The sequence below is a fragment of the Variovorax glacialis genome (assembly GCF_051216375.1).
In the GTDB taxonomy this organism is placed as follows: Bacteria; Pseudomonadota; Gammaproteobacteria; order Burkholderiales; family Burkholderiaceae_C; genus Variovorax.
The window spans coordinates 48,505-71,346 of the sequence record NZ_JBPJZT010000006.1 but is presented as its reverse complement, the minus strand read 5'-3'; the positions used below and the strand labels follow the sequence as shown (position 1 = coordinate 71,346).

General features: G+C 66.9%; 22 protein-coding genes. 7 read left to right on the top strand and 15 right to left on the bottom strand.

Going from position 1 to position 22,842, the window contains the following annotated elements:
• Nucleotides 1–132: 132 nt before the first annotated feature.
• Nucleotides 133–1,002, bottom strand: coding sequence for a dioxygenase family protein (locus tag ACSFBL_RS17230; protein ID WP_435517012.1), 870 nt, complete (start codon nucleotides 1,000–1,002; stop codon nucleotides 133–135).
• 134 nt (nucleotides 1,003–1,136) lie between these two features.
• Here ACSFBL_RS17230 and ACSFBL_RS17225 point away from each other — a divergent pair, with 134 nt between their 5' ends.
• The gene (locus ACSFBL_RS17225) at nucleotides 1,137–2,168 is read left to right on the top strand and encodes a LacI family DNA-binding transcriptional regulator (RefSeq protein WP_435517011.1); all 1,032 of its coding nucleotides are present in this window, start codon (nucleotides 1,137–1,139) and stop codon (nucleotides 2,166–2,168) included.
• Here the strand turns inward: ACSFBL_RS17225 and ACSFBL_RS17220 are convergent, their stop codons facing one another.
• The 6 genes from ACSFBL_RS17220 to ACSFBL_RS17195 all read right to left on the bottom strand — a co-directional run bounded on the left by ACSFBL_RS17220 (nucleotide 2,169) and on the right by ACSFBL_RS17195 (nucleotide 6,966).
• Nucleotides 2,169–2,651: a hypothetical protein gene (locus ACSFBL_RS17220; protein ID WP_435517010.1), complete on the bottom strand. Its 483-nt coding sequence runs from the start codon at nucleotides 2,649–2,651 to the stop codon at nucleotides 2,169–2,171. It abuts the gene before it with no gap.
• A 20-nt stretch (nucleotides 2,652–2,671) separates the two neighbouring features.
• Entirely contained in the window at nucleotides 2,672–3,586 is a 915-nt protein-coding gene (locus ACSFBL_RS17215; RefSeq protein ID WP_435517009.1) for a glutaminase, read from the bottom strand.
• Entirely contained in the window at nucleotides 3,583–4,485 is a 903-nt protein-coding gene (locus ACSFBL_RS17210) for a DMT family transporter (RefSeq protein WP_435517008.1), read from the bottom strand. The genes ACSFBL_RS17215 and ACSFBL_RS17210 overlap by 4 nt, the downstream gene beginning before the upstream one ends.
• Nucleotides 4,486–4,521: 36 nt before the next feature.
• Entirely contained in the window at nucleotides 4,522–5,031 is a 510-nt protein-coding gene (locus ACSFBL_RS17205; protein ID WP_435517007.1) for a BON domain-containing protein, read from the bottom strand.
• 8 nt (nucleotides 5,032–5,039) lie between these two features.
• Nucleotides 5,040–5,483 carry a flavin reductase family protein gene (locus ACSFBL_RS17200; RefSeq protein ID WP_435517374.1) on the bottom strand — a complete coding sequence of 148 codons (444 nt, stop codon included), beginning with the start codon at nucleotides 5,481–5,483 and terminating at the stop codon, nucleotides 5,040–5,042.
• A 253-nt stretch (nucleotides 5,484–5,736) separates the two neighbouring features.
• Nucleotides 5,737–6,966, bottom strand: a complete 1,230-nt coding sequence (locus ACSFBL_RS17195; RefSeq protein WP_435517373.1) for a nucleoside recognition domain-containing protein — start codon at nucleotides 6,964–6,966, stop codon at nucleotides 5,737–5,739.
• A gap of 76 nt (nucleotides 6,967–7,042) precedes the next feature.
• Between ACSFBL_RS17195 and ACSFBL_RS17190 the strand changes: the two genes are divergently transcribed.
• Both ACSFBL_RS17190 and ACSFBL_RS17185 read left to right on the top strand, forming a co-directional pair.
• A complete protein-coding gene (locus tag ACSFBL_RS17190) occupies nucleotides 7,043–8,590 on the top strand; it encodes an alkaline phosphatase D family protein (RefSeq protein WP_435517006.1) in 1,548 nt (515 codons plus the stop codon).
• 78 nt (nucleotides 8,591–8,668) lie between these two features.
• Nucleotides 8,669–9,460 carry a fumarylacetoacetate hydrolase family protein gene (locus ACSFBL_RS17185; protein ID WP_435517005.1) on the top strand — a complete coding sequence of 264 codons (792 nt, stop codon included), beginning with the start codon at nucleotides 8,669–8,671 and terminating at the stop codon, nucleotides 9,458–9,460.
• Nucleotide 9,461: 1 nt separating this feature from the next.
• On the opposite strand, the gene ACSFBL_RS17180 is transcribed toward ACSFBL_RS17185, so the two are convergent.
• The 3 genes from ACSFBL_RS17180 to ACSFBL_RS17170 are packed head-to-tail and all read right to left on the bottom strand — an operon-like array spanning nucleotide 9,462 to nucleotide 12,469.
• Entirely contained in the window at nucleotides 9,462–10,217 is a 756-nt protein-coding gene (locus ACSFBL_RS17180) for a fumarylacetoacetate hydrolase family protein (protein ID WP_435517004.1), read from the bottom strand.
• Nucleotides 10,214–11,191, bottom strand: a complete 978-nt coding sequence (locus ACSFBL_RS17175) for a Bug family tripartite tricarboxylate transporter substrate binding protein (protein ID WP_435517003.1) — start codon at nucleotides 11,189–11,191, stop codon at nucleotides 10,214–10,216. The genes ACSFBL_RS17180 and ACSFBL_RS17175 overlap by 4 nt, the downstream gene beginning before the upstream one ends.
• 36 nt (nucleotides 11,192–11,227) lie before the next feature.
• A complete protein-coding gene (locus ACSFBL_RS17170) occupies nucleotides 11,228–12,469 on the bottom strand; it encodes a pyridoxal-phosphate-dependent aminotransferase family protein (protein ID WP_435517002.1) in 1,242 nt (413 codons plus the stop codon).
• Nucleotides 12,470–12,593: 124 nt separating this feature from the next.
• Between ACSFBL_RS17170 and ACSFBL_RS17165 the strand changes: the two genes are divergently transcribed.
• Nucleotides 12,594–13,289: a GntR family transcriptional regulator gene (locus tag ACSFBL_RS17165; RefSeq protein ID WP_435517372.1), complete on the top strand. Its 696-nt coding sequence runs from the start codon at nucleotides 12,594–12,596 to the stop codon at nucleotides 13,287–13,289.
• A 10-nt stretch (nucleotides 13,290–13,299) separates the two neighbouring features.
• Nucleotides 13,300–16,344, top strand: coding sequence for an FAD-binding and (Fe-S)-binding domain-containing protein (locus ACSFBL_RS17160; RefSeq protein ID WP_435517001.1), 3,045 nt, complete (start codon nucleotides 13,300–13,302; stop codon nucleotides 16,342–16,344).
• A gap of 14 nt (nucleotides 16,345–16,358) precedes the next feature.
• On the opposite strand, the gene ACSFBL_RS17155 is transcribed toward ACSFBL_RS17160, so the two are convergent.
• Nucleotides 16,359–17,165, bottom strand: a complete 807-nt coding sequence (locus ACSFBL_RS17155) for a metallophosphoesterase (protein WP_435517000.1) — start codon at nucleotides 17,163–17,165, stop codon at nucleotides 16,359–16,361.
• A 122-nt stretch (nucleotides 17,166–17,287) separates the two neighbouring features.
• On the opposite strand from ACSFBL_RS17155, the gene ACSFBL_RS17150 reads away from it, so the two are divergent.
• Complete coding sequence (locus ACSFBL_RS17150) at nucleotides 17,288–17,461, top strand: hypothetical protein (protein ID WP_435516999.1); 174 nt, start codon at nucleotides 17,288–17,290, stop codon at nucleotides 17,459–17,461.
• 15 nt (nucleotides 17,462–17,476) lie between these two features.
• Here ACSFBL_RS17150 and ACSFBL_RS17145 read toward each other — a convergent pair whose 3' ends face one another.
• Complete coding sequence (locus ACSFBL_RS17145) at nucleotides 17,477–18,460, bottom strand: LysR family transcriptional regulator (RefSeq protein ID WP_435516998.1); 984 nt, start codon at nucleotides 18,458–18,460, stop codon at nucleotides 17,477–17,479.
• A gap of 108 nt (nucleotides 18,461–18,568) precedes the next feature.
• On the opposite strand from ACSFBL_RS17145, the gene ACSFBL_RS17140 reads away from it, so the two are divergent.
• Nucleotides 18,569–19,117 carry a hypothetical protein gene (locus ACSFBL_RS17140; protein ID WP_435516997.1) on the top strand — a complete coding sequence of 183 codons (549 nt, stop codon included), beginning with the start codon at nucleotides 18,569–18,571 and terminating at the stop codon, nucleotides 19,115–19,117.
• A gap of 155 nt (nucleotides 19,118–19,272) precedes the next feature.
• Here ACSFBL_RS17140 and ACSFBL_RS17135 read toward each other — a convergent pair whose 3' ends face one another.
• From ACSFBL_RS17135 to ACSFBL_RS17125, 3 genes are all read right to left on the bottom strand, one after another.
• Nucleotides 19,273–21,120, bottom strand: coding sequence for a phosphoenolpyruvate carboxykinase (GTP) (locus ACSFBL_RS17135; protein WP_435516996.1), 1,848 nt, complete (start codon nucleotides 21,118–21,120; stop codon nucleotides 19,273–19,275).
• A 215-nt stretch (nucleotides 21,121–21,335) separates the two neighbouring features.
• Nucleotides 21,336–21,488 carry a hypothetical protein gene (locus ACSFBL_RS17130; RefSeq protein WP_435516995.1) on the bottom strand — a complete coding sequence of 51 codons (153 nt, stop codon included), beginning with the start codon at nucleotides 21,486–21,488 and terminating at the stop codon, nucleotides 21,336–21,338.
• 91 nt (nucleotides 21,489–21,579) lie between these two features.
• Nucleotides 21,580–22,779, bottom strand: a complete 1,200-nt coding sequence (locus ACSFBL_RS17125; RefSeq protein WP_435516994.1) for a threonine ammonia-lyase — start codon at nucleotides 22,777–22,779, stop codon at nucleotides 21,580–21,582.
• Nucleotides 22,780–22,842 lie beyond the last annotated feature (63 nt).

Here is a 22,842-nt window from a genome sequence, read left to right as displayed (position 1 = left end):
GATTTCCAGAAGTGAGTTCGTCGTCGAAGGAGGATGTTCGGAGGCTGCAGCGGAACCGGCTCCGCCGGTCCGCCCGCAGCGCCCCCTGCAAGGGGGTAGGCGGCCACACGAAGTGGGCAAGCCTGGGGGTGTTCAAGGTATCGGCGGGCGAGGAAACTTCATCTCGCCCGGTTCGAGCACGAAGTCGTGCTGGAGGGTGGCACGCTGGCCGCCTCGTTCAAGTTCGTAGCGTCCGATCAGCTTCCGCGTCACGCCGAACACCGGATCGCTTTCGAGGTTCTCGTCATCGTCCGCGAACACCTGCGTGATGAGCACCTTGTGGCCCGGCTTGCTGACCATGAAGTGCAGGTGCGCAGGCCGGTTCGGATGCCGAAGCTGCGCCCGCAGCAGGTCACCGCAGGGCCCGTCGGTCGGCACCGGATACCCGGCCGGACGCACGCTGCGGAAGTGAAAGCGCCCTTCCGCATCGGTCTTGAAACGGCCGCGCAGGTTCATGTCTTCCTGCGCGGCGTCCTGGTTCTCGTAGAGGCCGACAGGCGAGGCCTGCCACACGTCCACGGTGGCATCGGCCACGGCCTTGCCGTCGGCGGTGCGGACGGTGCCCGACACCTCCAGCGGCACGCCGCCCGGCGTCTCGGAGCGCGCGATGTCCTCGCCCGATTCGCAGAAGGGCGCGTTCGCGCGCCAGAAGGGCCCAAGCAGCGCGGCAGGCGATTCGCCCTGCGGATCCTGGTTGTTGAGCAGCGCGACCAGCGTCGAGACGCCGAGCAGGTCGGCGGCGAGCACGACCTCGTTCTTGGTCTCGCCGCTGGCCTGCCCGATCCCGACGAGGAAGCCGAGCGCGTGCTCGAATTCCTCCTCGGTCAGCTTCACTTCCTGCACGAAGGCATGGAGATGGCGGGTCAGCGAGGCGATCACGGTCCGCAGGCGCGGATCGGGGGTGCGCTCCATCGCATGGAGCGTCATCTGCAGTACGGAATCGGGGGTGGTGACGATGTTCATGGGGGCTTGGCGGGTTATGCAAACGTTTGCAAATTAAACTCCAGTTCGGCCGGAACATAAAATTCGGGTATCCCCTTGTCCATTGTGGAAACCGGGTTGAAACACGAACTTCGGCCGTTCAATCGTTTGCACTCATGAACCCTCCGGCAACTTCCACCGTCACGATCCGCGACGTCGCGCAGGCCGCGGGCGTGCATGTGTCGACGGTGTCGCGTGCACTCAATCCCGCCAAGCGAGGGCTCATCAGCGCCGAGGTGCTGCGCGTGGTCGAGGAGGCGGCGCTGAAGCTCGGCTACCGGCCCAACCGTGCGGCGTCGGCATTGCGCACGGGCCGGACGCACACCATCGGCGTGCTCGTGCCGGACATCACCAACCCGGTCTTCCCGCCAATCCTGCAGGGCATCGAGGCGAGCGCCGCGGCGCGCGGCTACTTCGTCTTCGTGACCAACGTGGTGGATCATGCGCTCGCCCGCCCGATCGTCGAGCGCATGCTGGCGCAGCGTGTCGACGGCCTCGTGATGGCGACGGCGACCCGCGACGATCCGCTCGTCGACTACATCGCCAAGGCCGGCATGCATGCCGTGCTCGTGAACCGTGCCGACGAGACGGGCCGCCTGCCCGCCGTGGTGAGCGACGACCGCCTCGCGATGAAGCTCGCGGTCGACCATCTCGTGTCGACCGGCCATCGCCGCATCGGCCACCTGGCCGGTCCGCAGAACATCCCGACCGGCGTCGGCCGTCGCCAAGGGGTGGAACAGGCCCTGCGCGACCGCGGGCTCGAGATGGCGTGCGTCGTCGAATGCGAAAGCTACAGCCGCGAAGCGGGCCGCGCGGCCATGAAGCAGATGCTCGCCGCGCCTTCGCTGCCCGACGCCGTGGTGTGCTGCAACGACCTCGTGGCGCTGGGCGCATACGACGCGCTGCGCGAGCAGGGCATCCGCGTGCCGAGGGACATCTCCATCACCGGCCACAACGACATGCCGCTCGTCGACATGGTGAATCCGCCGCTCACCACGATCCGCCTGCCGCACCGCGAGCTGGGCTGGCGTGCGGCGGAAATGCTCTTCGATGAAATCGAGGGCAAGGCACTGTCGGCCTCGACCGTGGTGCTGCGGCCCGAACTCATCGTGCGCGAATCGACGCGCGACCTCGCGGGCGGCGCCTGATCAGCGCGGCTTCTCGAAGCCGCTTTCGATCCATGCCTCCGCGCTCGCGGCGCTGAGCCTGAAGTCCGGCCGCACGCGCGCCTCGCCGAGGGCATCGCCGGACTCGTCGTGGGCGCGGAGCATCGCGTGCGGGTTGTCCTCGTCGGGCACGATCTGCAGCGACACGCGAATGCGTTCCGAGCCGGCGCCGACACTCACGCTCTTGTTGAGCTGCGCGTGCAGCTGTTGCTCGTGCCGGCGCAGGACTTCGGAAGCGGTCTTCACCAGCGTGTGGAACGCGGGGGCGTCCAGCGGCTTGGGATTCTTCTTGTCGCGACCCATGGTCCAGGGCCCGACCAATGCGGGCTCGGGATCGCCGTGGCGCGTCATCGACACGGCCCAGCCGTCGTCGTCCTCGTTCTTGATGACCCGTGCGGTCCAGAGCTCGTCGCTCCAGAGGGTGGCTTCCTGTATCGGGGTGGCAGTGTCTGCGGTGTCTGTCATGGTGGGCGCGTTCGCGCGGTTCAGAAGATGGAAAGGCCGGTGCGGGCGACGAACAGTTCTAGGGCCTTCATGCCGAGCAGGGAATTGCCCGTCGCGTCGAGGGCCGGCGACCAGACGCACAGGGTGAGCTGGTCCGGCACCACCGCGACGATGCCGCCGCCCACGCCGCTCTTGCAGGGCAGGCCGATCGAGAAAGCCACGTCGCCGGCGGCGTCGTAGGTGCCGCAGGTCAGCATCAGCGCGTTGATGCGGTGCGTGTGGCGCTCGGTCGTGATCTCTGGCTCGCCGTCGAAGGGATGGGCACCGTCGCGGCACAGGAAGGTCGCCGCCCGCGCCAGCTGCACGCAGTTCATGCGAATCGCGCACTGGTGGAAGTACATGTCGAGGACTTCGCCGACCGCGTTGTCGATCTTGCCGAAGCTCTTCATGAAGTTGGCCAGCGCCACGTTGCGGAAACCGGTGGCGGCTTCGGACGCGGCGACTTCGTCGTCGAAGCCGATCGGCTCACCGCACAGACTGCTCATGAACGCGAGGAGGTCGGGCTTGGCATGTCCCCGGCTCACGAGCCGGTCGGCCACCGCGATCGCTCCGGCATTGATGAAGGGGTTGCGCGGCTTGCCCTGTTCGTGCTCCAACTGCACCAGCGAGTTGAAAGGATTGCCCGAAGGCTCGCGGCCGATGCGTTCCCACAGCGCATCGCCCATGCACCGCATCGCGAGCGTGAGCGTGAAGAGCTTGGAGACGCTCTGGATCGAGAAGGGCGTTGCCGCATCGCCCGCGGAGGCTTCCACCCCATCGCGGGTACGCAGCGCGATGCCGAACTGCTCGACCGGCACGCGCGCCAGCGCCGGGATGTAGCAGGCCACCGCGCCGCCTGCGCCCAGCAGCGGGCGCATTTCGGCATTGATCTCGTCGAGGACGGGTTGAAAGTTCATGACCTCAGGGCGGGCCGCCGGTTCACCAGCACGATCCCGAGCGCCACACCGGTGAGTGCCAGGACGAGCTGCAGCGTCAGCGATTCGGACAGTAGCACCACGCCGAACACCAGCGCAAACAGCGGCGTCAGAAAGGTGAACGACGAAATGCGCGTGGCCGGGTAGTGCCGCAGCAGCCACATCCAGGCCAGGTAGCTCGCGAAGGCGCCGATGGCGGTCTGGAGCGCGATCGAGAACCACGCGTAGGCCGAGTACGAAAAGCCCCAGCGCTCGCCGAGCAGCAGCGACAGCACGGGCGACACCGCCGCCGTGACCGCGATCTGATAGAAAAGCGTCTTCTCGGCGCTGGCGGTCGCGAGCCTGGTGGTCCGGATCGCCATCGTCGTGAGTCCCCACAGCACGCCCGCGGCGAGCGCGAGCGCATCGCCGTGCAACTGGCTCGACGTGCTGTGCCCGAAGCTTTCGCTGAAAGCCAGCACCACGCCCGCGAAGGCGATCGCAAGCCCGACCCACTGCATGCCGTGCAGCCGCTCCGCCGGCACGATGCGCGGCAGCAGCAAGGCCACCACGAAGGGTGCGGTGTAGAGAAACACCGTGAGCCGCGAGGCCGAGGTGTTCTGAAGGCCGATGTAGATGCAGACGAACTCGCCGGCGAACAGCGCGCCGGCCAGCAATCCGCCCGGCAGCGTGCCGTCGCGCTCGAACAGCGGCACGCCCCGCCATCGGCACCACAGCCACAGCAGCACGACCGCGCCGGCCATGCGGATCGATGCCTGCCACAGCGGCGGCACTTCGGTGACGGTGGTCTTGATGAGGATCTGCTGCAGCCCCCAGAACGCGCAGCAGGCGATCAGGAGGGTGGTGGCGCGGCTGTCGAGATGTTCCTTGCGATCGATCATTCTTCGTCTTGTTCTTGGATAGGGTGCCGGAAAGCCTCAGGGCGATGCCAGCGGATACGGCGGCTTGCCGCGCGTGCCGATCATGAGGTCGGGCACCACGGTCTCGACGTCGGGCACGGCCTTGGCGGCGCTTTCGAGCCGCCGTGCGAGTTCAGGTGTCGGCACGCAGCCCTGCAGGTAGATCCAGCGCCGCTGCACCGTCACCCACACGCTGCCGCGCTTCAGTCCCGGTACGCCTTCGAGCGCCTTGCGCACTTCGGGCGCAATCGCCTTGTCGTAGCGGTAGGCGTTGCTGTCCTTGCAGCGGCCCGCGAGCCAGCAACTCGTGCCACGTTCGAGTCGGCCGTGCATCTGCGAGCGAACTTCGGCGGGCGTATAGAACGGGCCCAGGGGCACGGGACAGGCTTTCAGGCCCGACGACACCTGGAAGAAGGGATCCTCGAAGAAGTTCGTCCGAGCTTCGCCTTCGGCGGCATGGACAGCCGAAGCGCCGGTCGCGCCGGCGAGCACCAGCATCGCCAGCGACGGCATTCGACGAGAACGCACCGCGCCCGTCAAAGCGGATGCTCGGTATAGAAGCGTCCGCCGTGAAAGAGCAGTGGCGAGGCCCCGGCGCTGTGCGAGCACCGCTCCACCTCGCCGACGAAGATCACGTGATCGCCTTCGTCGTAACGGCTGCGGTTGAAGCACTCGAAGCTCGCGGCCGAGCCCACCAGCACCGGCGCGCCGCCGACGCCCTCGGTGTAGGCCACATCGGCCCAGCGATCGACGTCCTTGGTCGCAAAGCGTTCGGCCAGGTTCTTCTGGCTGGCGGCGAGGATGTTGATCGCATAGTGCGACCCGGTGCTGAGCGCCGCCATCGACGCAGCGCTGCGCGCGAGGCTCCACAGCACCAGCGGCGGATCGAGCGAGACCGAGTTGAACGAATTCGCCGTGAGCCCGACCAGCGCGCCGCCGGCAGAGCGGGCCGTGACGATCGTCACGCCGGTCGCGAACATGCCGAGGGCTGCGCGGAACTCGTCAGTCGAGAAGGAAGGCGGTTGCGCCTGGGCGGGTGCGGTCACGGGGGGAAAACAGGGCGAGTGAGGGCCTATTCTGTCCGATCCCGCCTAGACACGTCCTCGTACATCGGTGACGCACCGCAGCTAAAGCCAGGAATGCCGTGGAACCGGCTCCGCCGGGCCGCCGGTATTGCCCCCGGTAGGGGGTAGGCGGCCACACGAAGTGGGCAAGCCTGGGGGCGAGCCTGACCTACCCGAAGAACCAGTAGCCGACGGCAATAGCCGCGAGGACGCCGGCCAATTCGGCCAGCAGCGCGCAGCCCACGGCATGTCGCGCGCGCTGGATGCCGACGGCGCCGAAGTACACGGCCAGCACATAGAACGTGGTCTCCGTGCTTCCCTGGATGACGGCGGCGACCAGCGCCGGAAAGCTGTCGACACCGTGGGTCTTCATCGTCTCGATCAGCATCGCGCGGGCCGCGCTGCCCGAGAAAGGCTTGACCAGCGCCGTCGGCAAGGCGTCGACGAAGCGCGTGTCCCAGCCGGTCTGCGCCACCAGCCAGCGGATGCCTTCGAGCGCAAGATCGAGCGCGCCCGAAGCACGCAGCACGCCCACGGCGCAGAGCATGGCGACGAGGTAGGGCAAGAGGTTCTTCGCGACATCGAAGCCTTCCTTCGCGCCCTCGATGAAGCATTCGTAGACCTTGACGCGCCGAATCGCACCGACCAGCAGGAAGACGACGATCAGGCCGAACAGCGTGAGATTGCCCAGCAGCGATGACAGCGATGCAAGCGCTGCCGCAGACATCGTCGCGAGCAGTGCCATGAAGCCGCCGAGCAGCAGCGCGGCGGGAAGGAGATAGGCCAGCACGACGGGATCCCAGAGCTTCAGCCGCTGCATGAAAGCCACCGACAGCAGGCCCACCAGGGTCGACGCGCTGGTCGCCAGCAGGATCGGCAGGAACACCATCGTCGGGTCCGCGGCACCCAGTTGCGCGCGGTACATGAAGATCGTGACGGGCAGCAGCGTCAGCGACGACGCATTGAGCACCAGGAACAGGATCTGCGCATTGCTGGCCGTCGTCGCGCTCGGATTCAGCGTCTGCAGCTCGCGCATCGCCTTCAGGCCGATCGGCGTCGCTGCGTTGTCCAGGCCCAGCGCGTTGGCCGCGAAGTTGAGCGTGATGAGGCCGAGCGCCGGATGACCTGCGGGCACTTCGGGCATCAGCCGGCGAAACAGCGGGCCGAGCAGGCGCGCGAGCCTATCGACGATGCCGGCCGCCTCGGCGATGCGCAGGAAGCCGAGCCAGAGCGTGAGGGTGCCGAACAGTAGGACCATCACCTCGACGGAGAGCTTCGCCATCGCGAACAGGCTCTCGACCACGGCCGCGAACACGGTGGCATCGCCGCCGATGAGCCAGCGCCCGAGCGCAGCCACCGCTGCCGTCAAAAAGAAGCCAAGCCACAGACCGTTGAGCACGCGAATCCCTTGCTGCGAATGCGCGCCGATCATAGGGTGCGTCGCGCGTGCGAGATGGCAGGCTACATTCGCCGCCATGAATTTCACTCGAAGGGAACTGAACCGCGCCGCGCTGTGGCTGGCACTGGGCAACTGGGCCGCACCGTCGAGCGCTCGCGCGCAGCCGGCGCCGCGATGGGCGACGAATCCGTTCACGCTCGGCGTCGCGAGCGGCCAGCCGAGGCCGGACAGCGTGATGCTCTGGACGCGCCTTGCACCGCCCGACGAGGAAGAAGCGGCGCGCGTTGCGAACACCGCCTGCACCGTGCGCTACGAGATCTTCTCGGATGCGGCATTGCGCCGAACCGCCGCCCGTGGCGAAGTGGTGACCGATGCATCACGCGCCTTCAGCGTGCATGTCCACGCGCAGGGTCTGCAGCCGCAGCGCGATTACTGGTATCGCTTCACCTGCGGCAACGTGGTGAGCCCTGTCGGTCGCACTCGCACCGCACCGGCGCCCGATGCGGATGTGCGGCGCCTGCAGTTCGCGCTCGCCTCCTGCCAGCACTACGAACAGGGCTTTTTCAAGTCGCACGCGGAGGTCGCCGGCCGCGACTTGGACTTCGTGCTCTTCGTCGGGGACTACATCTACGAAGGCAGCGGCGCCACCTACGAGATCCGAAAGCACGGCACGCGGACGCCGCACACGCTCAACGCCTACCGCGAGCGTCATGCGCTCTACAAAAGCGACGCCGACCTGCAGGCCGCGCATGCGGCGCATCCGTGGATCCTGACCTGGGACGATCACGAGGTCGTCAACGACTATGCCGGCGACCGCGAACCCGCGCGCGACGATCCCGAGCGCTTCCTGCGTCGCCGCGCGGCCGCCTACCAGGCCTACTTCGAGCACATGCCGCTTCGGGTGCCGCCGCAGGGCAGCGTCATGCGCATCCACGACCGGTACGGCTGGGGGCGCCTGGCCGAACTCTGGACGCTCGATTGCCGTCAGTACCGGAGCCATCACGCCTGTCCCGATCCCGAACGGGACGTCGGTCGGTCGCTCGTCGGCTGCGCCGAACTGGCGGATCGAAGCCGGACGATGCTCGGCACCGAACAGGAGCGCTGGCTGGCGCAAGGTCTCGCCGCTTCCCGAGGCCGATGGAATCTGCTTGGCCAGTCGTCGCAGATCAGTGCCTCCGGATTCGAGACGCCCGAGGGCCGCAAGGTCTGGACCGATGGGTGGGACGGCTATCCCGAAGCGCGCCGGCGCCTGATCGAAGGCGCCCACCAGGCCAAAGTGAACAATCTGGTGGCGCTTGGCGGCGACGTGCACCGGCATGTCGCCGCGGACCTCCGTGTCGTACCCAATGACGCCGCATCACCCATCGTGGCGAGCGAATTCGTCGGCGGCTCCGTGACTTCGAAAGGCGCCAGCATGGCCGCCATGGCGCGCATGCGACGGGACAACCCCGACGTGGCGCATGCGCGGGGTGACCAGCGCGGCCACGCGTTCATCGACGTCACGCCGCAGGAATTGACGTGCGAATTCCGCACGACCGCCCATCCCGTGCTGGCCGATGCTTCGTTCTACACACAGGCCCGCTTCGCGGTCGAGGCGGGACGCGCGGGCATTCAGTCGGCGTGAGGCATCTGCGGCCCGCGTCTGCGGCCCATGCGCAGTCCAGAATCTGAGCTTTCCGAACAAACACAAGGAGACAAGATCATGTCCAGTTCACGTCGCAGCCTGTTGGCGACATCCGCCGCCATGGCCAGCGGAGCCATCGTCGGTTGCGCGCTGCCGGCCGGCGCCGCGCGCTCGCCGAGCACGCCCTTCGAAGTGTCTTCGTCGACGATCCCGATCGTCGGCAGCGATCAGGTCTTCCCGGTGCGTCGCATCTATTGCATCGGCCGCAACTACGCCGCGCATGCGCGCGAGATGGGTTCGGACCCGACGCGCGAGCCACCCTTCTTCTTCCAGAAGCCCGCGGACGCGATCCAGGTCGTGATGCCCGGGACGGTGCCCGACCATCGCTATCCCAGCCTGACGAAGAACTACCACTACGAGGCCGAACTGGTCGTGGCGCTCTCCAAGGGCGGCACCAACATCCCGATCGAGAACGCGCTCTCGCATGTGTACGGCTATTCGCTCGGCCTGGACATGACGCGCAGGGACCTGCAACGCGAGATGGGCGACCAGAAGAAGCCGTGGGAGATCGGCAAGAGCTTTGACAGCTCGGCGCCGATCGGGCCGATCCATCCGGTCGCCAAGGTGGGGCATTTCACCGATGGTGCGATCTGGCTCAAGGTCAACGGCCAGACCAGGCAGGACGCGACGCTCAAGCACATGATCTGGTCGGTCGCGGAGCAGATCAGCCGGCTGTCGCAGGCCTTCGAATTGATGCCGGGCGACATCATCTATTCGGGCACGCCCGAGAACGTCGGACCGGTGGTGCGCGGCGATGTGATCGAGATGCACATCGACGGGCTGCCGAACCTGTCGGTCCGGATCGTCTGAGTCAGAGACGGGCTTCGGCCCGTCCGATGCCGGGGAATTCGACGACCACTTTGTCGCCTTTGCCGATCGGCAGCACGCCCACCCAGGAGCCGGTGGTGACCACGGTGCCGGCCGGCACGGTTGCGCCGTTCCGCGTCACGTGGCGCAGCCAGGTCGGCAGCAGCCAGGCGGGGTCGCCGAGCGGATGCGTGCCGGTCCGCAGGTCAGGCGCCCGGTCGCCGATGCGTGTTTCGCAGCGTTGCGTTGTCCAGTCGCGTGCCGCGTAGGGCACCCATTCGCCGAGCACCAGTGCGCCGTGCGATTGCTGATCGGCGAGGCGAAGGAGCGCGGTGGCGCTCGCAGGGTCCTTCCAGCGTGAATCGACGATCTCGATCGAGACCGTCATGGCATCGATCAACGCCGTGGCGTCCACCGGTGTGAGCGACGCGGCGCGCTGCGGCGTCACGGCTTCGCCGAGTCGCAGCGCGATCTCGGACTCGATGCCCGGCGCGTTGAGATGGATGTCACTGAAATCGGCAGGGCTGGTGCGCACGCCGGGCGGCGGCAGCGGCGCGTGCGTCAGCACGGCTTCACGCGAAGGCCCGCCGGACTTCCAATGGCCGGGCGCTTGCGTTCCGAACCAGCCCATCGCATTCGCCACGCTGTCTTGTACGCGGTAGGCCTGCACGGCGTCGCCCACGCTGTTCGTCCATGCCGCCGCATCCAATGCGCGGCCTTCGCGCCACGCCGATGCCAGTGTTGCCGCCAAATCCGTCATGCGTCGACCTTCACCTTGCCGTCCTTGACGACGCGCGCCCATTTTTCGATCTCGCTCGAGATGAACTTCGCGAACTTGTCGCGCGAACCGCCGCCGTCCTCGGCACCGTAGGTGTCGAGCCGTTCCTGCACATCGGGCATCGCGAGCACCGTGTTGACGTCGCGATTGATCTTGTCGGCAATGCCGGCCGGCAGCTTGCCCGGGCCGGCGAGACCGTACCAGGTGGTTGCTTCGAACCCGTCGAAGCCCTGCTCCTGCATGGTCGGAATGCCCGGGTGGCCCTTCGCGCGCTTGAGCCGCGTCTGCGCCACGCCGATCACCTTGCCGCTCTTCACGTGCGGCGTGGCGGCGGTCATTGTCTCGAAGCTGTACTGGATCTGGCTGCCCATCAGGTCGGCCAGCAGCGGGCCGCTGCCCTTGTAGGGCACGTGCATCGCGTCGACCTTGGCCTGGAGCTTGAACATCTCCAGCGCCAGGTGCTGTGCGGACCCTGATCCGGCAGAGCCGAAGCTGACCTTGCCCGGTTCCGCGGCGCACAGTGCAACGATGTCCTTCACGGTCGTGGCCTTCTGCGTGGGGCTCGCGATGAGCAGGTTGGGTGTCACGCCGACCAGCACGATCGGCACGAAGTCGCGCTCGACGTTGTAGCGGAGCTTGGGCTGGAGGCTGGGCGCCAGCGCGTGGCTGTTGATGTGCGCCATCAGCAGGGTGCTGCCGTCGGCGGGCTGCGTCGCGACGTACTCGGCCGCCAGCACACCGGCTACGCCGCCCTTGTTCTCGACGATCACCGTCTGGTTCCACATCACCGACAGTTTCTGCGCGACCACGCGGGCCAGCGCGTCGGTCCCGCCGCCGGGCGGAAAGCCGACCACGATGCGCACGGGGCCGGAGGGCCAGTCCTGCGCAAACACGCTGGGCACCCCGAGGGTGGCAGCCGCGGCACTCGCGGCCTGGATGAAGGATCGACGTTGCATGGATGTCTCCGTTCTGTTTGGAATGCGTCGCTGCGCTCAGGCGGCCTTCTGCAGCGCCGCCGGCGCGGCATGGCCGGCGAAGTAATCCATCGTGGCCTGCACGCCGCTGCCGGCGAGCTTCACGCCGGAAAGCTTCAAGCCCATCTCGACGCCGGCGACCATCGCGACGAGGGTCAGGTCGTTGCTGTCCCCGAGGTGGCCCATGCGGAACATCCGGCCCTTGAGCTTGCCCAGTCCCGTGCCGAGCGAAAGATCGAAGCGCTGGTGGATCAGACGTCGCACCGCGTCAGCGTCGACGCCCTCGGGCGTGATCACGCCGGTCAGCACCGGCGAGTAGACGGCCGGGTCGGCGCACTGGATCGGCAGGCCCCATGCGTTCACCGCTGCGCGCACGCCGGCGGCCCAGCGCTGGTGGCGCGCGAAGACGTTGTCCAGGCCTTCGCCGAGGATCATGTCCAGCGATTCCGAGAGGCCGTAGAGCAGGTTGGTGTTGGGTGTGTAGGGCCAGTAGCCGTCCTTGTTCATCTCGACGATCTCGTCCCAGGCCCAGAAGGAGCGTGGCAGCTTCGCGCTCTTCATCGCTTCGAGCGCGCGCGGCGAGATGGCGTTGAAGCTGATGCCCGGCGGCAGCATCAGGCCTTTCTGCGAGCCGCTGATGGTGACGTCCACGCCCCATTCGTCATGGCGGAAGTCGGCGCTCGCGAGCCCCGAGATGCTGTCGACCATCAGCAGCGCCGGGTGGCCCGCCGCATCGATGCCGCGGCGCACCGAAGCGATGTCGGAGGTGACACCGGTGGAGGTCTCGTTGTGCACCACGCACACGGCCTTGATCTTTCGCTCAGTGTCCTTGCGCAGGCGCGCCTCGATCAGGTCCGCCTGCACCCCGCGGCGCCAGCCGGGCGCGTTCGGCAGATGCGCGTCCGTGCCGCCATAGGCGAGGAACTCGGTCGAGACGCCCAGCCGCGTCGCCATCTTCTGCCACAGCGAGGCGAAGTGGCCGGTCTCGAACATCAGCACGTGGTCGCCCGGGCTCAGCGTGTTCGACAGCGCGGCCTCCCAGGCGCCCGTGCCGGAGGCCGGATAGATGATGACGGGGTGCTGTGTCTTGAAGATCTGCCGGATGCCTGTGAGCACCTGTCGTCCGAGCACGCCAAACTCGGGGCCGCGATGGTCGATGGTCGGCAGGCTCATCGCGCGCAGGATGCGATCGGGCACCGGGCTCGGACCTGGGATCTGCAGGAAGTGCCTGCCGGTGGGATGGGAGTCGAGTTGAAGCATGGAGCCGTCCTTTCGCGGCAAGTTTTGCATTCAAAACACAAAAGCGCATGCTGGTTATCCATTACGTCCAGGCATTGAGGTGGTCGAAATTTGCATTCAAAATGCAAGTGAAGGAAATGGACCCATGGCGGAAGTGATCGAAATTTCGCGTCTCGCGCTGCACGACCAGGTGGCGTCGCGGCTGCGCACGATGCTCATCGAAGGCCAGATCGCGCCCGGCGCCAAGCTCAACGAGCGCGAACTGTGCGAGCAGTTGCGCGTTTCTCGCACGCCGCTGCGCGAGGCCATCAAGCTGCTGGCGGCGGAGGGGCTGGTCGACCTGTTGCCCAATCGCGGCGCGGTGGCCGTCAAGCTGACCGAGGCCGACGTGGTCAACACCTTCGAGCTGCTGTCGATGCTGGAGGCCATGTCCGGCGAGCTGGCGGCGCAGCGCATCACCGACGGGGAACTGGCCGAGCTGCGTGCGCTGCACTACGAAATGATGGCGTGCTTCGCGCGTCGCGAGCTCTCCGGCTACTACCGAATCAATGCGCGCATCCACGAGGCGATCAACGATGCAGCCAAGAACCCGGTGCTGACGAACACCTACCGCTCCGTCAACGCCCGCGTGCAATCGCTGCGCTTTCGCACCAACCAGAACGAAAGCAAGTGGGCCGATGCGGTCGCCGAACACGAACGAATGATCGCGGCCCTTGGCGCGCGCGACCCCGCCGCGATGCGCCAGGTGCTGATCGAGCACCTGAACCGCAAGCGCGACACCGTGCTGGAGCTCCTGCGCGCCGGCGAAATCTATCCACGGTCCCACGCGGCCAAGACCTGAGACCCTTCCCATGCGCATCGAGCCCGCGAGCCATCTCCAGCCAGCCGGTACCGTCCTCCCCCCCAACGAAACCTGCGAGGCGCTGGCGAGGCGGCTGGCGGCGGAGACGCAGGGCGAGGTGCTTTTCGACGATGCGTCGCGCGGCCGTTATGCGACCGATGCGTCGATCTACCAGATCATGCCGGTCGGCGTGCTGGTGCCGAAGACCGAGCGCGACATCGCGATCGCCATCGATGTGGCGCGCGACCTGAAGGTGCCGGTGCTGGCGCGCGGCGGCGGCACCAGCCAGTGCGGCCAGACGACGGGCGCGGCCCTGGTGATCGACAACAGCAAGCACTTCCGGCGCGTGCTGGACCTCGACCTCGATCGCCGCACCGTCTCGGTGGAGCCGGGCATCGTGCTCGACCACCTGAATGCGCAACTCAAGCCCCACGGGCTCTGGTATCCCGTCGACGTGTCAACCAGCGCGCAGGCCACGCTGGGCGGGATGGCGGGCAACAACTCGTGCGGGTCGCGCTCCATCGCGTACGGCAACATGGTGCACAACGTCGCCGGCGCGAGCGCCTGGTTGTCCGACGGCGAACTGGTCGATTTCGGGCCGGTGTCGAACCTGGGCGCGCGGGCGAGCGAGATTGCGCTGCACGTGCGGCAGCTCGTGCTGCAACATCGCAGTCAGATCCAGGCGAACTGGCCCAAGGTCCTGCGTCGCGTCGCGGGCTACAACCTCGACATCTTCGACAACCAGAGCGAGAAGCCCTACACCGAGGACGGCAGCGTCAATCTGGCGCACCTGCTGGTCGGCGCCGAAGGCACGCTGGCCTACACGCGAAGCCTGACGCTCAAGCTCGCCGAACTGCCGCGCTCGAAGGTTCTGGGCATCGTCAACTTCCCGACCTTCCATGCGGCGATGGATTCGGCGCAGCACATCGTGAAGCTCGGGCCCACGGCGGTCGAACTGGTCGACCGCACGATGATCGAGCTGAGCCTCGCCAACCCCGCCTTCCGTCCCACCGTCGAGACCGCGCTGATCGGCCGGCCTGCGGCCATCCTGCTGGTCGAGTTCTCGGGCGGCGACAAGGGCGCGCTGCTGCCGAAGCTGAAGGAGCTGGTGGACCTGATGGGCGAGCTCGGCCTGCCGGGCAGCGTGGTCGAGATGCGCGACGACGCACCACAGAAGAACCTCTGGGAAGTGCGCAAGGCGGGCCTCAACATCATGATGAGCCTCAAGGGCGACGGCAAGCCGGTGAGCTTCATCGAGGATTGCGCGGTGCCGCTCGAGCATCTGGCCGAGTACACCGACGGGTTGACCGAAGTGTTCGCGAAGTACGGCAGCCGTGGCACCTGGTATGCCCACGCCTCGGTGGGCACGCTGCACGTGCGGCCCATCCTCGACATGCGCACCGACGGCGCAGCCAAGATGCGCGCAATTGCCGAAGAGGCGAGTGCTCTCGTGCGCAAGTACAAGGGCGCCTTCAGCGGCGAGCACGGCGACGGCCTGTGCCGCGGCGAATGGATCGAATGGCAGTTCGGCCCGGCCATCAACGAAGCCTTTCGCTCGATCAAGCAGAAGCTCGATCCGATCAACCTCTTCAACCCCGGCAAGATCATCGATCCGCCGAAGATGGACGACGGCGCGCTGTTCCGCTTTGCGCCGGCCACGGCGCCGAAGCCGTACAAGCGCATTCCGCTCACGCCGGTCCTCGACTGGTCCGCATGGAATGTGCAGGCCGACCCGGTGACGGAAGTGACCACGGCCCCGGGCACCGGCGGCGACGTCACCGGCGGCTTCGCCAAGGCCGTCGAGATGTGCAACAACAACGGCCACTGCCGCAAATTCGACGCCGGCACCATGTGCCCGAGCTACCGCGTGACGCGTGACGAGCAGCACCTGACGCGCGGCCGCGCCAACACGCTGCGCCTCGCGATCTCGGGGCAGCTCGGGCCCGACGCCTTCACCAGCGAAGCCATGCACGACACCATGGACCTGTGCGTCGGCTGCAAGGGCTGCAAGCGCGATTGCCCGACGGGCGTCGACATGGCGAAGATGAAGATCGAGTTCCTCGCTCACTACAAGAAGAAGCACGGGCACACGCTGAAGGACAAGCTGATCGCATGGCTGCCGGACTACGCCCATGCGGCGAGCCGCGTGCCGTGGCTGCTGAACCTGCGCAACACGGTGCCCGGCGCGCGCTGGCTGGGAGAAAAGGTGCTGGGGCTCTCCGCCCGACGTTCGCTGCCCGCATGGCGCAGCGACACCTTCTGGCGTGCGAACGACGGATCGATGTTCGCGAGCCGTGAACAGGCCATCGCAGCCGCTCGGGGCGGGCAGAAAGCCGCGGTGCTCTTCGTCGATACCTTCAATGGCAACTTCGAAAGCGAGAACGCCTTGGCCGCCGCGCGCGTGCTCAAGGCCGCGGGTTATGTGCTGCACACGGTGGAAAAAAACGGCGGCCATCACTGCTGCGGCCGTACGTACCTGGCCAGCGGCATGGTGGACGAGGCAAAGGCCAAGGCGGGTGCGCTGATCGATGCGCTGCTGCCGCTGGCCGATGCGGGCATCGCGATCGTCGGCCTCGAACCGTCGTGCCTGCTCACGCTGCGCGACGAAACGCTGGTCATGGGGCTGGGGCCCAAGGCGCAGACGGTCGCCGGTCAGGCGCTGCTCTTCGAGGAGTTCATTGCGCGCGAAATAAAGACCGGGCGCTTCCAGTTGGCGCTCAAGCCGGTCGACAAGCCGATCCTGCTGCACGGCCACTGCCACCAGAAGGCCTTCGGCGCCGTGAGCCCGATCCTGGACGTGCTCAAGCTGATTCCGGGCGCCAAGCCGGAACTGATCGAGAGTTCCTGCTGCGGCATGGCGGGCAGCTTCGGCTACGAGGCCGCCCACTACGCGGTGTCGATGCAGATGGCCGAAGCCAGCCTGCTGCCGGCCGTGCGCAAGAGCCCCGACGCGATCGTGGTGGCCGACGGCACGAGCTGCCGTCACCAGATCGCCGACGGCGCGCAGCGCGAAGCCGTCCATGTCGCGCGGCTGCTGGACGCGCAACTCGCCTGAGGCGTCAGCGGGCGCTACGACACCTCGATCAGCAGGTCGGGCCGGAAGTTTTCCTGCTCGCCCTTGCCGACGTAGCCCAGCGGATTCGCGATGACGCGACAGCCGTCCTTCACGTAGTCGAACTGGCAATGGAGGTGCCCGTGCAGCCAGAAGTCCGCCTGGGGCAGGAGTTCGTCCAGGGAATTGCAGAAGCCTGCCGTGCCGGGGCTCAGCCCGTAGCGTGGATCGGCGCTCGCGAGCGTCGGGGCGAAATGGGTGATCGCCACGGTGGTGCCGTCGAAGCTTTCGTCTAGCGCATTGCGCAGCCAAGCCTGGCACGTCAGTGAGTGCTCTCTCAGGGCTTCCGCGAGAAAGATTTCGCCCGCTCGCACGGTGGCGGCCTTCTGCAAGTAGAAGTTGGCCGCGCGCATCGCTTTGCCCCGCTTCTTGAGCGCTTCGGACAGGCTGTCGGTCCGGTCGACCAGCGCGTCGAAGTCGGCCCAGAGCGTGGTGCCGATAAAGCGCACGCCGTCGATGACGCGTGTCTCGCGTTCCAGCCAGCCGATGTCCAGCGCGTCACAGGTTTCTCGAAGCCGGGTGTGGATCTCGTCGAAATCCGCGTTGTCGTACTCGTGGTTGCCCGGGACATACAGCACCGGGGTCGGCCAGCCGCGCCGCGGTGAAAAGCGGGCGAGGCCGAAATCGGGCTCGGTGAGGCTGGAGCCGGCCTGGTAGGAACCGATGTCGCCGGCCAGCACCAGCAGGTTGGCGCCCGGGGCCGGGGCGATCTGCAGGTGAGGATGCACTTCGATGTGGAGGTCCGAAAGCAGCTGGAGCTTCATGAATGCAGTCTAGGTGATGAGGTTATGCATAGCGCGCATGACGTTCGACTTGGAATATTGGGGAAAACCCTTAATCTAGGTTCATCTTCAATACAGGCGCGTGCCCAAGGCCGCGCACCATCATGCTTAGCTTGATCGCCCAAGTGGCCCGTTTTCTTCGCCCCGCTCGTGATTCCCAACCGTCCAGCCACGCCGCCGTGCTGATGGAAAGCGCGGATCGCCGTGCGGGCCTGGATGCCCATCACGCCCAGGAACTGCGCGTCGCCGCGAGCGCGTGGCTGAGCGTCGTTCGCTGAGTTTTCCTTCGTCTTTCACAAACCTGGCGTCGCGAATTCTTCCGGCGCCCGCGTGAAGGCTGCGGCAGCCGATCGCATCAGCGACTGCCGCAGCCATTCATGCGCATGGCCGTGCTGGGCGCGTCGGTGCCAGACCGCATCCACGTGCACCATCGGCTGGGCGAAGGGCAACTCGCGCAGGACCAGTTGTTGGTCGATGCCCGTCACCCGGACGAAATGCCGAGGCAGCACGGTGAGCAGATCGGAATTCGCCACCACCCGGCCGGCCGTGAAGAACTGGTTCACCGTCACCACGATTCGCCGTTCGCGCCCCATCGCGCCGAGTGTCTGGTCGATGAATCCGTAGGGGCGGCCCGAGAAACTCACCAGCAGGTGCCGCGCCGCGCAGTAGTTGTCGAGCGTCAACGGCTCGGCCGCCAGGGGATGGTCCCGGCGCATCACGCAGACGTACTCCCCGACATACAGCCTCTGGGTTTCGAAAGCCAGGCCGACGCCTGACTGCCCCCGGGCTGCGAGGCTCGCGACCACCGCCGGAAAGTAGCCGATCGCCATGTCGACTTCCTCGTTCTCCAGCATGCGCCGAGGATCCCGCGTGGTCAGTGGCAGCACGCGCAAGGAGACCGCACGGGCTTCCCGTTCAATGATTTCGACCAATCCGGGCATGAGTTCGGCCGCGGTGGCATCCGCCATCGCGAGCAGGAAGTTCGTGTCCGAGGTGCCCGCATCGAACTCGCCCGGCGCCAGCGTGTGTTGCAACTGCCTCAGCGCATCCCGGACGATGGGCCACAGGGCCAGCGCGCGCGGCGTCGGCTCGACACCGGCACCCGCGCGGTGCACCAACTCGTCACCCAGGACTTCGCGCAGGCGCCGCAGCGCATTGCTGACGGCGGGCTGCGTGATGGAGAGATTCCGCGCGGCTCGCGTCAGGTTGCGCTCCGCCATCACCTCGTCGAAGACGCGAAGGAGGTTGAGATCGAGTGTGCGAAAGTTGACGTCCATTAGTTCTGTGAATGATAAACATCAATAAGATAAATTGGCAAAACACTAGGGTATCCCCTAATATCCCTCCATCGGCTCCGGCCCTTCGTTCTTTAGGAGGAACGCATCATGACCAGTTTCGTACACGTTGACACCCCCGAAACCCACCCCGGCGTCGTTCGCGCCGAGGCAGTGATCGAGCGCATCCGCGGTGCGCGCCGCGGCTTCGACGGCGCACGTGGCCTGGCCGCCTTGTTGCTGGGCGCGATCGTCGCTTCGCTGCTCGTCGTCGCCGACAGGCTGATGGCCACCTCCGAAGAGGGCGGCCTGCTGGTGGCCTGGGTCGTGCTCTGGGGCGTGGCATTCGTCGCCATCGCGCTCTTCGCCGGCACGGCACGCAGCCTCGCCACCCGCGCCATCGCCTCGGCCCGTGAATCCGCTCGCCGCCGCGCAGCCGCCCGCGCCGACGAGCAATTCATGGCCTACGCCAGGCATGACCCGCGCATCCTGCGCGACCTGCAGGCCATCGCCACCCGCCAGGAAGCAGCCGCTGAAGCCGAGACGTCGGTCGACATCAAGACGCAAGCCCTGGAACGCATCGCCAAGCGCTCCCCCAGCGTCCGCGCCCCGACCCTCCACGAAGCCATGCGCCGCGTGAACCTGGGCCAGTACTACTGATCCACCCAGCCGCCCCCGCGGCCCAAAGCAAAAAGCCCCGCATGCGGGGCTTTTTTGTTGGCGAACACCGCGGATCCGGCTTCGCCGGTCCGCCGGTGTTGCCCCCGGCAGGGGGAAGGCGAAGCGACAAGAAGTACGCGCAGCCTGGGGGCGAGCTAAGCAACCAATCGCTGCTCGATCGCCGCCTTCGTGGCCGGCAGTTCCTTCGGCAGATGGTGCGCCAGTTGCTGGAACAACTCCGCGTGCAGTTTCAGTTCCGCCAGCCAGGCTGCCTTGTCGATGCTGGTGACTGTCTTGAACTGCTCGGCGCTGAAGTCCAGCCCCGTCCAGTTCAGGTCTTCGTAGCGGGGGCTGACGCCGAACACGTGCTCGCTGCCTTCGGCCTTCTGCTCGATGCGGTCGATCATCCACTTCAGGACGCGCATGTTCTCGCCATAGCCGGGCCAGACGAACTTGCCGTCCTCGCCCTTGCGGAACCAGTTGGTCGTGTAGATCTTCGGCAGCCGTGCGCCGGAGGCCTCGAGCTTCTTGCCCAGGTCCAGCCAGTGCTGGAAGTAGTCGCTCATGTTGTAGCCGGCGAAAGGCAGCATCGCGAACGGGTCGCGACGCACCACGCCCTGCTGTCCGGCGGCGGCAGCGGTCGTCTCCGAGCCCATCGTGGCGGCCATGTAGACGCCTTCGACCCAATTGCGGGCCTCCGTCACCAGCGGCACCGTGGTCGAGCGGCGGCCGCCGAAGATGAAGGCGTCGATCGCCACACCCTTCGGATCGTCCCAGGCGTCGTCCAGCGCCGGGTTGTTGATGGCGGCGACGGTGAAGCGCGCATTCGGATGGGCCGCTTTGGCGCCCGTTTCCTTGCCGATGGCCGGCGTCCAGTCCTTGCCCTGCCAGTCGATCGCGTGCGCGGGAGCCTCGCTCATGCCTTCCCACCAGACGTCGCCGTCATCGGTGAGCGCCACGTTCGTGAAGATCACGTCGCGGTCGAGGCTGGCCATGCAGTTCGGATTGGTCTGCATGTTGGTGCCGGGGGCAACGCCGAAGTAGCCGGCTTCGGGGTTGATGGCGTGCAGCTTGCCGTCGGCGCCCGGCTTGATCCAGGCGATGTCGTCGCCGATGGTCGTGACCTTCCAGCCGTCGAAGCCGGCCGGCGGGATCAGCATCGCGAAGTTGGTCTTGCCGCAAGCGCTCGGGAAGGCGGCCGCCACGTGGTACTTCTTGCCCTCGGGGTTGGTCACGCCGAGGATCAGCATGTGCTCTGCGAGCCAGCCTTCGTCGCGGCCCATGTTCGATGCGATGCGCAGCGCGAAGCACTTCTTGCCGAGCAATGCGTTGCCGCCGTAGCCCGAGCCATAGCTCCAGATTTCGCGCGTCTCCGGGTAGTGGACGATGTACTTCGTCTTGTTGCAGGGCCAGGCCACGTCCTCCTGGCCGGCTTCGAGCGGCGCGCCCACGGTGTGCACGCAAGGCACGAAGTCGCCGTCATCGCCCAGCACGTCGTACACGGCCTTGCCCATGCGGGTCATGATCTTCATGTTGACCGCCACATAAGGGCTGTCGGACAACTCGATGCCGATGTGCGCGATCGGCGAACCGAGCGGGCCCATGCTGAACGGCACGACATACATCGTGCGGCCCTTCATGCAGCCGTCGAAGAGCGGTTGCAGCGTGGCACGCATTTCCGCCGGTGCCATCCAGTTGTTGGTGGGGCCGGCGTCTTCCTTGTTGGCGGAACAGATGAAAGTGCGATCCTCCACGCGTGCGACGTCGCTCGGATCGGAGGTTGCGAGGAAGGAGTTGGGCCGCTTGGCCGGGTTGAGCTTCTTGAAGGTGCCGGCGTCGACCATCAGCTGGCAGAGGCGGTCGTACTCCTCGGTCGTGCCGTCGCACCAGTGGATGCGCTCGGGCTTGCACAGCGCGGCCATGTCGGCCACCCAGGCGATCAGCTTCGCGTTCTTGACGTAGGAGGGTGCCTGCATGGCAAGACCCTTCAGCGGTGCGTTCATCGTCTATCTCCTAAGTTGAAAATCGTCTTTTCGAACGGGACTCGATGCCTGCGTTTGGCGAGATCCGTTGGAAAAAACGCTTCTGTCTCGGGAGAGCCGCCTGGAGGGCAGCCGGCACGGACCGGAAATCAGTGGCCGGCTGCGGTGCCGGCCGGCTGGCCTGGGACGCTTCGAGCGACAGCGGGGGCACGCAGTGCCCGACGCCGGGCCCGGGATCAGGCCACGTAGATGGCGATCGATGCGAGAAGAAGCATCAGTACCCCGCCCGCCACGGGCAGCACCAGGGGCATCAGGTGGACGATCGATTCGACCGCGTCTTTTTCGACCGCGGCGGCGTGGCCGGGCTCGATGGGGGTAGGGTTGGACATTGGTTTTCCTTGCGTTCTCAAGACTGCAGGCATTTTACCGACCGGTCCCAAAGCCCGGTGTAGGGGGTTGCCCAGACCTCCAAGCCCCGCTTCAGCGCTGTTCGACGGCCTCGAAACCCGAAGCGCGCAGGGCTTCCAGCACGGCCGCAAGGTGCTCTCGGCCCCGGGTCTGCAACACCAGCTCGATATCGACGTTCTGGGCCGCCAGCATCGTGAACGCCCGCTGGTGGTGCACTTCATCGATGTTGGCGCCAGCTTCGGCGACCGTGGCCGTGATGTGAGCCAGCGAGCCCGGGACGTCGCGGGCACTGACCCGCACCCGCGCCAGCCGCCCGGCCCGGACCATGCCGCGCTCGATGATGGCTGCCAGCAGCAGCGGATCGATATTCCCACCCGACAGCACCAGCCCGACCCGCTTGCCCCGGAAGCGCTCCGGATGGCGGATCAGCGCCGCCAGACCGGCAGCGCCCGCGCCTTCCACCAGCGTCTTCTCGATTTCCAGCAGCATCAGGACCGCCTGCTCGATGTCGCCTTCGTCGACCAGCAGCAGGTCGTCGACATGGCCGGCAATGATCTCGCGCGTCAGGATGCCCGGCGTGCCCACCGCGATCCCTTCGGCGATCGTGCTGGCGCCCTGCGGATGGTGCGTGCCCTGCACGGCGTTCACCATGGCCGGAAAGCGCGTGGTCTGGACGCCGACGATCTCGATGCCCGGCCGGCGGGCACGCGCGGCAATGGCCATCCCGCTGATGAGCCCCCCGCCGCCGACCGACACCACCAGCGCGTCGAGTTCGGGCTCCGCTTCCAGCATTTCGAGCGCCACCGTTCCCTGTCCGGCGATGATCGCTTCGTCGTCATAGGGGTGGACGAAAGCCAGGCCTTCGCGTTCCGCCAGCGTCAAGGCATGGGCGCGTGCGGCATCGAGCGTGTCGCCGTGCAGCACGACTTCGGCGCCGAAACCGCGGGTCCGCTCGATCTTCACGCCGGGCGTGAAGCGGGGCATGACGATCAGCGCGCGCAGCCCGAGCCGCTGCGCGTGGTAGGCCACGCCCTGGGCGTGATTGCCCGCGGACATGGCGATCACGCCACGCGTGCCGCTTTCCGAGAGATCGACCAGCTTGTTACAGGCGCCGCGCTCCTTGAACGACGCCGTGAACTGCAGGTTCTCGAACTTGAGGAAAACCTGTGCCCCGACGATCTCGGACAGCGTGCGTGATTCGACGCAGGGGGTATCGAGTATCTGGCCCTGCAGGCGACTCGCGGCGCGTTCAATGTCTTGGATTCCAACCATCCCCTGAATTGTGGCTCCTGAAGTGCACATTCGGCGCTGTTACCCGTCGCGAGGCTTCCCCAA